A 13,455-nucleotide genomic window follows, 5' to 3' on the forward strand; every position below is an offset into this window, starting at 1 on the left:
GCACATATAGTAATTATTCTTATCTTCGAGTTGTATTAATCATATAAATATTTATACTCATGAAAAACTTAAAAAAATTGAACAGAAACGAGTTGAAAACTATCTCAGGAGCAGGATTATTAGATAACATCTTTGGTGTTGCTAATGGTTTAGGTCACGTAGTTTCAAATACTGTAAACGGTGTTGGTACTGTTGTTGGTGGCACTTTAAATGGTGTTGGTGGCGTAGTAGGTGGTACTGTAGCTGGTCTAGGTGGTGTATTAACTGGTACATTATGCCAAGTACAATGCGTAGTAAACGGTGTTGTATCTATCAGACTACTTGCATGTGGATCTACTTGTTAAGATAAACAACTACAAGTAAGGTATAGCCGCTCTTTTTAGAGCGGTTTTTTTATGTACTTATATTTTATAAGCTACCTTATCAATTCCACTATAGGGAAAAGATAATTAAAAACATAAATTTACACTCAAAAGGAAAAAAGTACAATAATTAAGCACTTTTAGGCTTTACATTTACTCTTAAACCACCATACCTTTGTGTCAGAAATAAATAACAAAACAAATAATTTATTATGAAAACAACATTTATCAAAGGTATCGCCTTAACAGCTATGACATTTTTAAGTTTAAATTCAAATCTTTTTGCTCAGCAAAATCCTGCCGCACAAGACCCGAACATTTCAAAAGAAATAAGAGGTTTTCTGAAAGTATTGAATAGCGGAGACGGAAAACCTTTAGAAACCCTATCTCCAAAAGACGCAAGACTGGTTTTGGTAGGGGCACAAAAATCTGTTACTTATGATTACTCAGATATTGAAGAGTCCGAAAGAACCATTACTCAGGACGGACAAACTATAAAAATTCATATTGTAAAACCAAAAGGTGCAAAAGCAGGATTGCCAGTATTTATGTTCTTCCACGGTGGTGGTTGGGTGTTGGGAGATTATCCTACTCATAAAAGATTGGTGAGAGATTTAGTCGTAAACAGTGGAGCAGTAGCGGTTTTTCCGGATTACACTCCTTCTCCTGAAGCAAAATTCCCTGTTGCGATTAATCAGGCATATGCTGCAACAAAATGGGTAGCCCAAAACAGTAAAGAAATAGGCGTCGACGGAAGCAAACTTGCCGTAGTAGGAAACAGCGTTGGGGGAAATATGGCTGCAGTAGTAGCTTTAATGGCAAAAGATAAAAACGGACCGAAAATTTCTCAGCAAATTCTTCTTTGGCCGGTTACAGATTCAGATTTTTCAAGAGAATCTTATACAAAGTTTGCTCAGGAAAGATTTTTAACAACTCCATTAATGCAATGGATGTGGGATAATTATTTACCTGATCTTAGTGAACGCAAAAATAAATACGCATCACCTTTACAAGCTTCTCTAAACGAGTTAAAAGACCTACCTCCAACACTAATTCAGGTGGCAGAAAATGATATTTTACATGATGAAGGAGTCGCTTACGGAAGAAAATTAGACGAAGCAGGAGTTCCCACAACCGTTACAGAATATAAAGGATTCATTCACGATTATGGAATGCTGAATCCGCTAGCTCAGATTCCTGCTATCAAAGAATCTGTTCTGGATGCCGCTTCTACATTAAAAAGAGCATTATTTACAAAATAATTTTTTAACTCTTTAATTAATAAAAATTCTTGTCGGGTTCGATGAGAATTTTTTTTGCATTTTAACATGTCCTAAACTGTATAATTTTTGTCCTTTGAGACTAATTCTATTATTAATACTTTTACACAGTAAAATAGGATATGGAAAATCTCATACAGCTTCAGAAAAAGAAAAAAGTCATTATTGTTGCAATGACGGGCAATACGCTTCTTTATTTGGCGGGACCAACCGACGTATTTTTTCATGCTAATAAATATTTGCAGGAAGCAGGAATCGAAAACGGATATGAAGTTCTAGTCGTTTCTCCGACTACCAGCAAAAAAGTAGAAACAGAAACCGGAATCATTATCGATTGTCAGTATTCCGCGATGGATTTTAATGATGAAATTGATACTTTGATCATTGCAGGAAATGATTTTGGCGAATTAAGTCAGGCTGCTTTACAGGAATTTTACAGCTGGCTGTCGACAAGAAATAGAGAAAATACTCGAAGAATTGCTTCAATTTGTGGTGGTTCGTTTGCGTTAGCGAAAGCCGGAATGCTCGATGGACGTAAAGCGACAACGCATTGGTATTTAGCCGAAAGAATGAAAAAAGCATATCCGAATATTAAAGTAAATTCCAATCCTTTTTACATCAACAGCGACGACGGCCATATCTTCACTTCCGCCGGAGTAACGACAGGAATCGACCTTTCGATTGCTTTGGTAGAACATGATTTTGGGAAAGATATTGCCATAAGAGTTGCCCGAAAATTGGTATTTTACCTGAACAGACCGGGTCTTCAGTCACAATTCGGAAGCTTAGTTCAGGAATACGAATCGGGACATATTGCACAAAAAACCCAGCAATGGCTTACTGAACATTTACATGAAAGGTTAGACGTTAATCAGGTTGCGGAATATATGAATATGAGCACGAGGAACTTTACCCGCGTTTTCACCAAACAGACAGGCGTTTCACCAGCAAAATTTATCGAAAAACTGAGGGTTGAAAAAGCCCGTAAATATTTAGAAAATACAGACATTCCTATTGAAAGAGTTGCAGAGCACTGTGGTCTTGGCGGATTAGTGTCGATGAGAAGGATTTTTTTAAGACATTTAATGACCACACCTTCAGATTACAGAAGAGCGTTTCAATCTGCCAAATATCCTGATATGGATCATCTTACAGAAATTGCATGAGTTTAATTTAACTTAATTTTTTTTCGAAATAATTCCTGAAATACCGATCGTAAGATTGAGTGTTAAGAATTTTTTATGTCTTTATTTTTATTTAAATCTTTATTGATTCGAATGGTTTTTACCCGTCGAAGTTTATTGTACTATAATTATGTTTAGAAAAAATTTATTAATTATTACAGTCCTTTTGGCTGCTGTAATGGAACTTATAGACGCAACGATCGTGAATGTTGCCCTTTCTCACATGAGTGGAAATCTGGGAGCTACGATTGAAGATACGTCATGGGTCATAACTTCGTATTCGATTGCAAATGTGATCATTATTCCAATAACCAGTTTTTTAACCGCTAAATTAGGAAGACGGAATTACTACATCGGTTCTATCGTAATTTTTACCATTTGTTCGGTGATGTGTGGACTTTCCAATGATATATGGACGCTCGTTTTCTTTCGTTTTATTCAGGGATTGGGAGGTGGAGCTTTGCTTTCTGTTTCACAAGCTGTTATTTTTGAGCAGTTTCCAAAAGAAAAACATTCGGTTGCAGGAGCTATTTTCGGAATCGGGGTTTTTATAGGACCTACAATCGGACCAACTTTGGGCGGATATATTGTAGATCATTTTTCATGGCCTTGGATTTTCTTTGTAAATATTCCGGTGGGGATTATTGCCATTGTTTCATGCTTTTTCCTGTTAACAGAACCTCCGGTAAAAGCCATCGTTAAAAAAATCGACTGGACGGGAATTGCCTTGCTTGCAATCGGAGTCGGAACCCTACAAACCGTCTTGGAAAGGGGAGAAACTGAAGACTGGTTTGCTACAGGATATATCGTCTGGTTTAGTATTATTGCAATTATTTCATTGGCATCTTTCATTTATTGGGAACTGAAGATCTCAAATCCTGTCGTTGATCTTACGGTACTAAAAAGTAAAACATTAAGCATTGCCGCCATTTTAACATTTATAACCGGAGTCGGATTGTATGGCTCTATTTTCATTACGCCTATTATTGCTCAGCGTTTGCTTGGTTTTACGCCTTTACAGACCGGTGAAATTATGCTTCCCGGAGCTTTACTCGCTGTTTTAGCTTTAATAATTTCCGGACGACTGATGCAGAAAGGGTTGTCTCCGGTGTATATTGTTGCCATGGGTTATATTCTTTTCATTTATTTTAACTGGCATATGGCGCATATGAGTTTAGACGCTTCGGCAGAATACATTGCTTTTTCATTGATTTTCAGGTCGGTCGGAATGGCTTTTCTCGCTGTTCCTTTAACCACTATGGCGGTATCATCTCTTCAGGCAAAAGATATTCCGCAAGGTGCTGCACTTAATAATATGATGCGTCAATTGGGCGGTTCTTTCGGAATTTCAATTATCAATACTTATTATGTAAGGAGAACTTGGGTGCATCGAAACGACTTGGTTTCCCATTTAACTTACACCGACACAAGCGTTATGGAACGAATCAATAAATCTGTCAATTATTTTATGGCAAAAGGATTCAATTATTATGATGCTCATACCAAAGCCATTGCATTGCTGGAAGCGCAGGTTGTAAAACAAACATCCGTGCTTAGTTATCTCGATGCTTTTTATGCTCTCGGAGCGTGTTTCATTCTTACGATGCCACTTTTATTTTTTGTCCGAATGAAAAAGAAAGCTCCAAACGAACAAAAAGTTATTATTTCTGATCATTAATAAAAGCTGTTTAAACAAATAAAAAATTACCACAAAAGGAGCAAAAGCAATTATTGCTTTAAAATTTCATTTATTTAGAAATCAGTAATTTACAAAAGAATAAAAATCAAAACTGAAAAGACTTTGTGTTCATTGCTGAGTGAAACGCCTTTGCGAACTTAAAAACGTTTAGTAGTTAAAAAAAATCTTTGCGGACTCGGCGTTAAAAAAACATTCAATAAAATCAAAGATTTTCAAAAGCTAATGTGTTAATATATCGTTACTTTCATGCTCAAAATAAAATTTTGAACAAGTCCAATATTTTATCGTTAAAAATAAAAACTTATTATAAAAAAACCGTTAAATTAGATCAGATATCCAAAATTTGAAACTAATTTGGATGATGGCAGAATACTTGTATTGATCTGACTAAATTAAAGTAAACGCATGGAAAAAAGTATTGATATCAGAATGGTTCCCGAGAAAAATTCTGAAGCACATAATAAATTTTACACTGAAATTATTAGCGGATTAAAAGACAATCCAAAACATTTACTTTCTAAATATTTTTATGATGAAAAAGGAGATGTTTTTTTTCAGAACATCATGAAAATGCCTGAATATTACCTTACAAACTGTGAATTGGAGATCTTTACAGAAAAAAAAGAGGAATTGGCAAAAGCAATCAAAGCGTACGACGAACCTTTCGACTTGATAGAACTTGGCGCAGGAGACGCTACAAAATCCTCTTTTTTACTGGATTATCTCGTGAAACAAAAAGCAGATTTTACTTATATGCCAATTGATATTTCGGGAAATATCATTTCTATATTACAAAATAATCTTACCAATAAAATACCTGATTTACAGATCATTGGTCTGAATGGAGAATATCTTGAAATGCTGGATAAAGCCAATAAAATATCTTCAAAAAGAAAAGTTATCCTATTTCTGGGCAGTAATATCGGAAATATGGAGCAGGAAGAAGCGTACCAGTTTTGCAAAGAACTTAAGCAAAAACTCAACTCTGGAGATATTCTTATTATCGGCTTTGATGTAAAGAAAAATCCTCATACCATTTTGAATGCTTATAATGATAAAACAGGCATCACAGCAGCTTTTAACCTGAATCTTCTGGATCGCATCAATCGCGAACTGGATGCAGATTTTGATATTGAAAAATTTCAGCATTATCAGACCTATGATCCTATGAGTGGTGCTTGCAGAAGCTATCTCATAAGCTTATCGGAACAAACGGTGACGATCGGAAATCAGGAAATTTACTTCAAAGAAAATGAAGCAATTTATATGGAAGTTTCACAAAAATATTCATCGGAAGAAATTGATAAAATGGCAGTACGAACCGGTTTTTTACCACTAGAAAAAATTTCAGATTCAAAAAAATGGTTTATTGATGCTATTTGGCAGGTTGATTAATTTTAGACTAATCAAAGTATGAAAGAGCAGACTGACCAACTAAATTAATCACCTGAAAAACAATTCGTTAAATTAAATTTCAAAATAAAAATCACTCTTTTTCTTTATCGCACAAGCTTATAAAAGCCTTCAATGCAGGAGATGGAGGTACGTCTTTTCTATAAATTAAAATTGTCGTCATTAATCCCAATTCTCTTGGAAGCGAGAATGTTTTGATCTTTCGGCTGCTATAAAAAGTTGAAATAATTTCTTTCGGCAAAAAGCTGAAACCAATCCCTGATTCAATAAAATTAATAACTCCTTCGATCGAGTTCATGACCGTTTTGTGATATTGTGAAATCCCTTTACTCACCACCCACGAATCCAGTCTTGCCCTAAAAACACAGCCTTGGTCGAAAACAATCGCCTTCAACGGACTTTGTTTCAACAGTTCATCAAGGCTTTCACAATTTGCAGGAACAACAGCAACGACTTCTTCATCTTTGATTTTCAGCTGCTCCAGTTCAGGAATATCCAACGGAGCGGGAATAAAAGCTGCATCCAGTCTGTAATTCATCACATCATTAATTAAATTTTCCCGTATGTCTGACCTGAATTCCAGATCAACATGTGGAAATTTAAGCGCCAATTCATTCACAAGATCAGGACCTTTAATCGCCATCATTGTTTCGAGAGAACCTATTTTTACATGTCCTTTTACCACATCATTTTTACCTACAGAACGTTTTGCTTCATCAATTAAATGATTCAGTTTTTTGCTGTAAACCATCAATGTTTCTCCTGCAGGAGTGAGCTCAACTTTACGTGAAGACCTGGAAAATAGAGTAGTACCGAATTCTTCTTCGAGACTTTTTATACGTGCTGTTACATTAGACTGAACTGTAAACATTGCTTCAGCCGCTTTTGTAAAACTGCCGTGATGGGCAACTGCTTCGAAAATATTTAAATCATTTGTATTCATTAATCATTATTTATGATAATTAAAATCAAATTAAATCGTTTTTAAAGATCAAATATAAGGCATACATTTGACAAAAGAAAGAAAATGAAAAAAATAAAATGGATGACCATCATCATCATGGTCGGTATGTTGTCAAATTCAATTTTTATGGCACAATCAGTAAAAACAAATCTGAAAAATAAGACAGAAAATTCTGCATCTTTAGTTCATTATAGAAACGTTAAAGCCAATGGTTTAAACATATTTTACAGAGAAGCGGGTTCTCCCAATGCACCGACAATCTTACTGTTGCACGGTTATCCGTCTTCATCGCATATGTTCAGAAATCTTATCCCGATTTTGAGCGGCAATTATCATGTTATTGCTCCGGATCTTCCCGGTTTTGGCTATAGTGACATTCCTGACAGAACGAAATTTGCCTATACGTTTGATAATCTGGCAAAAACAATGCAATCGTTTATTGACGAATTAGGTCTTAAAAGGTTTGCAATCTATGTATTTGATTATGGCGCACCGACAGGTTTCAGATTGGCAATGGCAAATCCGGAAAAAATCACCGGAATTATTTCGCAAGATGGCAATGCTTATGTAGAAGGTCTAAGCACAGGTTGGAATCCGATTCAAAAATATTGGGAACATGATACTCAGGAAAACAGAGAGGCGTTAAAATCTTTTTTGACTCCGGAAGGAACAAAATTTCAGTATTTTACAGGAGTTTCAGATCCTTCAACAATTGCACCTGAATCATATACTTTAGATCAGTATTTTCTGGATCGCCCTGAATCTACGGAAATACAGCTTGATCTTTTAAAAGATTATAAAACCAATGTTGCGTTATATCCTAAATTTCAGCAGTATTTCAGAACCTATCAACCAAAGCTTTTAGCAGTCTGGGGAAGTAAAGATCCGTTTTTTTTACCTCCCGGAGCAGAAGCCTACAAAAGAGACATTCATGATGCAACCGTAAAATTTTATGATACCGGACATTTTGCGTTAGAAACTCATGTGAAAGAAATAGGTAAGGATATTTTAAACTTTTTGGCAAAACTTCCTAAATAGGCAATAATAATTTTTAACCCCGATATTCAATAGAAAATTTATTAAATGTCGGGGTTTTTACAAAACACATCATAAACCATAACTTACTCAATATTAAGCGGTTTTTCTCAAAAAGTGAATTCTTATAAAATATCCAATTTAACATAATATAAATTATAGGATTTTATTTATCCAGAACATAGGGGAGTTTTACATGGTATAATTTCCCCATTTTATTTATAATTTTAATCAATTCGATTTTCTATTAAGCTCCTTATTTAAGCCTTCTTTCTCCATAAAGAACCTAAGCTATCTGAATTGTTTTTAAGCTCAATTATGCTTGTTAAACCCCGATTAATACGCACTTTCTCTCTTCAGTAAAATGAGAAATTTTCTATTTCAGATTCTCAATTTAATAGGTGTGTTTTTAAATTTAATTTAAAATTTATTGCTAAAAAATTGCGTAGCTAAATAACTTCATTTAAATTTGTAGTCAAATAGCTACATAATGAATTTAAGACGAGACGTGTTTCAAGCGATAGCCGATCCTACCAGAAGATCAATATTGATGTTGGTTGCGACACAGTCGATGACCGCGGGTTCTATTGCTTCAAATTTTGATACTGCACGACCTACCGTTTCAAAACATCTCCAAATCCTTACAGAATGTGAATTATTGAAGTCTGAGCAAAACGGCCGTGAAATTATTTATCACCTTAATCCCAATAAAATGAAAGAAATTGCCGATTTTATAGAGCCTTTCCGCAAAATGTGGGACGACAGATTCAATAAGCTAGAAGATATCATGAAAAATTACCAATCGAAAAAATAGAATTATATGGAACTTAAAACAAAAATCCATGCGGAAGACGGAAAGCAGGAAATCTTCATTACCAGAGAGTTTGAGCTCCCTGTTGACCTACTTTTCAAAGCATATACAGAAGTCGAACTTTTCGAACAATGGATGGGAACAAAAGTTTTAAAATTTGAGAACAAACAACATGGAAGCTACCAATTTGAAACTTCGAATCCTCAAGGCGATGTTGTTTTCAGAGCCAACGGAACGATACACGAAATTATTCCAAATCAGAAAATCACAAGAACTTTCCAGATGGAAAATACTCCTTTTCCTGTTCAGATTGAGTTTTTAGAATTTGAAAAGCTTTCAGAGACAACCAGCAAAATTACTATTCACACCATTTATAAGTCTGTTGATTTCAGAGATCAAATACTGAAACTGCCTTTTGCACAAGGTCTTAATATGGCACACAACAGATTACAGGAAATAATCCAAAAGTTAGAAGCTAAAAATTAAATTCTAGTTATAAATATTACTCATTACCAATCACTTATAAATCACGAATCATGAATCAAAAAGTTGACTTCTTCTTTGATAAAGCCCAACAATGGCAAAAAGAATTTGAAAAATTAAGAGAAATCGCCCTGGAAACGGAGCTTATAGAAGATTTGAAATGGGGATGCCCTTGTTATACCTATGAAGGGAAAAATATTTTCTTAATTCACGGTTTTAAAGAATATTGTGCACTCCTTTTTTTCAAAGGTGCTTTGATGAAAGATCCTGCAAACATCTTGATTCAACAGACTGAAAATGTGCAGGCTGCAAGACAAATCCGCTTTACAAATTTAAAGGAAATTGTTGATTTAGAAAAAGTTATTAAAGATTATCTATTTGAGGCTGTTGAAGTTGAAGAATCAGGTGTAAAAGTTGAAATGAAGAAAACCAAAGAATTCCAAATGCCTGAAGAATTTCAACAGAAATTAGACGAAAATTCAGAATTAAAAGACGCATTTCAAGCTTTAACACAGGGAAGACAAAGAGCTTACCTACTCTATTTTTCTTCCGCAAAACAATCCAAAACCAGAGAATCCAGAATTGAAAAATACATTCCGGAAATTCTTAAGGGGAAAGGAATAAATGATTAAAATTTTAAACTATAAAAAATGGAAACACAAAAATCACAGAAAAGAAATAAAATCATCTATTGGATTTTTACTCTTTGGATGTCTTTAGGAATGGTTTCAACAGCCATTGTCCAGTTAATGAAAAGCAAAGATGAACTTACAAATTTTACCAATCTTGGTTATCCCATTTACTTAATGACGATCATAGGAGTTTGGAAAATTTTGGGAGTTATTGCTGTTTTAGTTCCGAAACGTCCACTATTAAAAGAATGGGCGTATGCAGGATTTTTCTTTGTTATGTCAGGAGCTATCATTTCGCATATCATTGTTAATGATCCGTTTAGCAAAACATTTCCTGCCGTTTTATTATTTGTTTTAATACTTATTTCTTGGTATTTTAGACCTGCTGAAAGAAAATTTCCTGTCAATCATTAAACACCTAAACAAAATTTGATATGAATAAAAAGAAATTAACCTCAGAACAAAACGACGAACTTTTAAAAGTTTTGAAAACTCGTTTTGAGAAAAATATGCACCGTCATGAAGGTTTAGACTGGAATAAAATTCAGGCAAAATTGGAGAAAAATCCTGAAAAAATCTGGTCTTTAAATGAAATGGAAGAAACTGAAGGCGCACCGGATGTTGTTGATTACGACAAAAAAACAGACGAATATATTTTCTTCGACTGCTCTCCTGAAAGTCCGAAACGAAGAAGTCTCTGCTACGATTATCAAGCCTGGGAATCCAGAAAAGCAAATAAACCGGAAAGCAATGCGATTGACAAAGCTTCGGAAATGGGAATCGAACTTTTGAATGAACAGCAATACCGACAACTTCAGGAATTGGGTACATTTGATCTGAAAACTTCGAGTTGGGTAAAAACTCCCCCAAATATTAGAGAATTGGGAGGTGCCATTTTTTGTGACCGTCGATACAATACAGTTTTCCTTTATCACAATGGTGCAGATTCTTATTATGCGGCAAGAGGTTTTCGAGGTTGCCTGAAAGTTTAAAAAATGATGAGTTGTGAATTTTCATGACTCTTTTTATTTTAATGCTGTACGGAAAATTATTCAACAAGAAAATTTTTAACGGATTCTCAGCGATTAGGAAATTTTTAATTTTAATTAAAATCAGGATGCCATTTATTATTTTAAATTGAAAAATTATTTTTTATTTATAGTAAATGTATTCTCATATAGAAATAGTATTGTTATTTTAGTGCTATCGAAATTTGACTTAAATATAATAAGGATATGAAAAAATTAATCTTACTGAGTTCATTGTCTATTTTTTTAATGAACTGTAACAAAAAAACGGAAGCTTCGGTTAGCGAAACAGCTCCTGTTGACACCACATCTACAACGGGAAAAGTGATTGATACACTTGGTGCAAAATCTTTCTGCTATATGGGAATCACTGGGAAAGACACTGTTTTTGTAACTATTGACGATAATCTGGGAACGATCACCGGAAAAATGGCTACAAAAAATAGTGAAAAAGACAGCAATAAAGGTGATTTATCTGGTTTTAAATCAGGAGACACACTGAAATTGACGTATGAATTCGCAGCAGAAGGAACTACAGGAAACAAAAATGACATCTATTTTCTTCAGACAAAAGATGGTTTAAGTGAAGGAATCGGTGCAAGAGATACTGAAACCGGAACAAAATATGCCAGCGAAAAGAAAATTAAATATACAGGTGGAAGAAACCTGAAAGTAGCAGATTGTAATGTTGTTGCGACAGCGTTGAAATAAGGAATTAAAATAAATCACTAATTTTTGACTTATTTTTCAAAATAAAAACAGCCTACAATCAGGCTGTTTTCGTTTTATTTATAATTCGGTTTTAATAATTTTAATAAAATCATTCACCGGTTCGTCTCCCGTATTCCAGGAAGTGATTAAACGAATGGCTGAAAAATCTTCATCAATTTTCTTCCAGACATAAAATTCAAACTTTTCTGATAATTTTTCTATTAAATGATTGCTTAAAATCGGGAAAATCTGGTTGGTGTACGTATCAGAAAGAAACTGCACTCCCTTTTCTTTCATGGCATTTTTGATCTTCATGGCCTGTTGATTCGCGTGTTTTGCCAAATCAAAATACAGATCATTTTTCATTAATTCTAAAAACTGAATTCCCAATAATCTTCCTTTTGCCAGCAACGCTCCTTTTTGTTTGATATTAAAAGCAAAATCCTGTTGAAGTTCCTGATTATTAATAACAATGGCTTCACCGATCAAAGCTCCGTTTTTAGTTCCTCCCAGATAAAAAACATCGGTAAGTTCAGCAACTTTCTCCAATGTCAAATTGCTGATTTCAGAAGTCAAACCATGCCCCATTCTCGCTCCGTCCATAAATAAATACAGATTATTTTCTTTACAAAAATTAGAAAGCTCTTCCAATTCTTTTAAGGTATAAATCGTTCCCAACTCCGTAGAATTCGAGATGTAAACCAGTTTCGGCATCACCTGATGCGGAACATTTCTGTGACCTTCCAACACCGGAATAATATCTTCGGGCGTCAGTTTTCCGTCTTCTTTTTCTATGCTTAAAATTTTATGTCCTGTTGCTTCGATAGCTCCGGTTTCATTATTTAAAATATGTCCTGTTGAAGCAGAAACTGCGCATTGATAAGGTCTTAAAATTGAGGAAATTACAATTAAATTTGCCTGAGTTCCGCCCGAAACAAAATAGATTTCCGAGTTAGGATTTTTAATCTTTTCTTTGATTAATTCTTTAGCCTGTAAAGAATATTCATCTTCTCCGTAACCTGCCTGTTGATCGAGGTTATGCTGTAAAAGAGCCTGTAAAATATTGGGATGACAACCTTCCGAATAGTCGTTTTTGAATGAAAATTTCATAGAGTAAAATTAAAAAAAGTTCACCTAACAACCCTAAATAATTAATAAAATTTTGTTAGATTTGTAATGAAAATCATCTAACATTTTGAGAACAACATTAACGGAAGAAAATTATCTGAAGGCTTTGTTTCACTTAGTTGACAATGAAGGAAAAGTAACGATTAACGAATTGAGCAAATTTTTAAACGTAAAAATGCCAAGCGTTAACAATATGATGAAAAAGTTTGCAGACAAAAGCTGGGTCATTTACGAAACTTATAAACCTCTGATTGTCACAGAAAAAGGAAAACGAGAAGCTTCTTTGGTCGTAAGAAAACATCGACTTACCGAAATGTTTTTAGTAAAAAAAATGAATTTCGGCTGGGAAAATGTACACGAAATCGCTGAGCAATTGGAGCACGTCCACTCCACTATTTTCTTCGATAAAATGGATGAAATTCTTGATTATCCGAAATTCGATCCACACGGGGAAACCGATTCCTGATAAACAAGGAAATATTATTGCCCAGGATTTGCAGAGATTAAGCAATTGTACGGTTGGTGAAACTGTTATTTTTGCTTCGGTAACGCTTTCTGACGATGCTTTCCTAAATTATTTAACAGAAAGAAAGCTGCTTTTAAATACTAAAATCAAGATTGTTAAGATTGAAAATTTTGACAAATCTATTACAGTTGAAGTGGCTGGAAAACAAGAAGTTTTGAGTAGAAAGGCTACAGAAAAAATATTAGTAAAAAAGTAATAA

Annotated in this window: 14 protein-coding genes and 1 pseudogene; 13 read left to right on the forward strand and 2 right to left on the reverse strand. The window is 34.3% G+C overall.

The annotated features are described in order from the left end of the window. Nucleotides 1-59: 59 nt before the first annotated feature. From J3D55_RS13710 to J3D55_RS13730, 5 genes are all read left to right on the forward strand, one after another. The gene (locus tag J3D55_RS13710; RefSeq protein WP_259131941.1) at nt 60-344 is read left to right on the forward strand and encodes a bacteriocin-like protein; all 285 of its coding nucleotides are present in this window, start codon (nt 60-62) and stop codon (nt 342-344) included. Between the two features lie 230 nt (nt 345-574). Then, a complete protein-coding gene (locus tag J3D55_RS13715; protein WP_259131942.1) occupies nt 575-1,624 on the forward strand; it encodes an alpha/beta hydrolase in 1,050 nt (349 codons plus the stop codon). A gap of 140 nt (nt 1,625-1,764) precedes the next feature. After that, nucleotides 1,765-2,808, forward strand: a complete 1,044-nt coding sequence (locus J3D55_RS13720; protein ID WP_259131943.1) for a GlxA family transcriptional regulator — start codon at nt 1,765-1,767, stop codon at nt 2,806-2,808. A gap of 148 nt (nt 2,809-2,956) precedes the next feature. Further along, nucleotides 2,957-4,504 (forward strand): DHA2 family efflux MFS transporter permease subunit, encoded by a 1,548-nt coding sequence (locus tag J3D55_RS13725; protein WP_259131944.1) that lies wholly within the window; start codon nt 2,957-2,959, stop codon nt 4,502-4,504. Between the two features lie 426 nt (nt 4,505-4,930). Next, nucleotides 4,931-5,920 (forward strand): L-histidine N(alpha)-methyltransferase, encoded by a 990-nt coding sequence (locus tag J3D55_RS13730; RefSeq protein ID WP_259131946.1) that lies wholly within the window; start codon nt 4,931-4,933, stop codon nt 5,918-5,920. A gap of 91 nt (nt 5,921-6,011) precedes the next feature. Here the strand turns inward: J3D55_RS13730 and J3D55_RS13735 are convergent, their stop codons facing one another. Next, nucleotides 6,012-6,881 (reverse strand): LysR family transcriptional regulator, encoded by an 870-nt coding sequence (locus J3D55_RS13735; RefSeq protein ID WP_259131948.1) that lies wholly within the window; start codon nt 6,879-6,881, stop codon nt 6,012-6,014. Nucleotides 6,882-6,965: 84 nt separating this feature from the next. Here J3D55_RS13735 and J3D55_RS13740 point away from each other — a divergent pair, with 84 nt between their 5' ends. From J3D55_RS13740 to J3D55_RS13770, 7 genes are all read left to right on the forward strand, one after another. Further along, a complete protein-coding gene (locus tag J3D55_RS13740; protein WP_259131949.1) occupies nt 6,966-7,940 on the forward strand; it encodes an alpha/beta fold hydrolase in 975 nt (324 codons plus the stop codon). A 487-nt stretch (nt 7,941-8,427) separates the two neighbouring features. Beyond that, on the forward strand, nt 8,428-8,751 hold the full coding sequence (locus J3D55_RS13745) for an ArsR/SmtB family transcription factor (RefSeq protein WP_259131950.1): 324 nt from the start codon (nt 8,428-8,430) through the stop codon (nt 8,749-8,751). Between the two features lie 6 nt (nt 8,752-8,757). Further along, on the forward strand, nt 8,758-9,234 hold the full coding sequence (locus J3D55_RS13750; protein WP_259131952.1) for an SRPBCC family protein: 477 nt from the start codon (nt 8,758-8,760) through the stop codon (nt 9,232-9,234). A gap of 50 nt (nt 9,235-9,284) precedes the next feature. Then, nucleotides 9,285-9,863, forward strand: a complete 579-nt coding sequence (locus tag J3D55_RS13755) for a YdeI/OmpD-associated family protein (protein ID WP_259131954.1) — start codon at nt 9,285-9,287, stop codon at nt 9,861-9,863. 18 nt (nt 9,864-9,881) lie between these two features. Next, on the forward strand, nt 9,882-10,277 hold the full coding sequence (locus J3D55_RS13760) for a DoxX family protein (protein WP_259131955.1): 396 nt from the start codon (nt 9,882-9,884) through the stop codon (nt 10,275-10,277). A 20-nt stretch (nt 10,278-10,297) separates the two neighbouring features. Continuing rightward, complete coding sequence (locus J3D55_RS13765) at nt 10,298-10,855, forward strand: DUF4256 domain-containing protein (RefSeq protein WP_259131957.1); 558 nt, start codon at nt 10,298-10,300, stop codon at nt 10,853-10,855. A gap of 243 nt (nt 10,856-11,098) precedes the next feature. After that, the gene (locus J3D55_RS13770) at nt 11,099-11,602 is read left to right on the forward strand and encodes a hypothetical protein (RefSeq protein ID WP_259131958.1); all 504 of its coding nucleotides are present in this window, start codon (nt 11,099-11,101) and stop codon (nt 11,600-11,602) included. A 78-nt stretch (nt 11,603-11,680) separates the two neighbouring features. On the opposite strand, the gene J3D55_RS13775 is transcribed toward J3D55_RS13770, so the two are convergent. Beyond that, nucleotides 11,681-12,712, reverse strand: a complete 1,032-nt coding sequence (locus tag J3D55_RS13775; protein WP_259131959.1) for a threonine aldolase family protein — start codon at nt 12,710-12,712, stop codon at nt 11,681-11,683. A gap of 85 nt (nt 12,713-12,797) precedes the next feature. On the opposite strand from J3D55_RS13775, the pseudogene J3D55_RS13780 reads away from it, so the two are divergent. Further along, a pseudogene (locus tag J3D55_RS13780) lies at nt 12,798-13,452 on the forward strand (metal-dependent transcriptional regulator). Nucleotides 13,453-13,455: the final 3 nt, after the last annotated feature.

This window comes from Chryseobacterium ginsenosidimutans (assembly GCF_024807225.1).
Taxonomy (GTDB): Bacteria; Bacteroidota; Bacteroidia; order Flavobacteriales; family Weeksellaceae; genus Chryseobacterium; species Chryseobacterium ginsenosidimutans.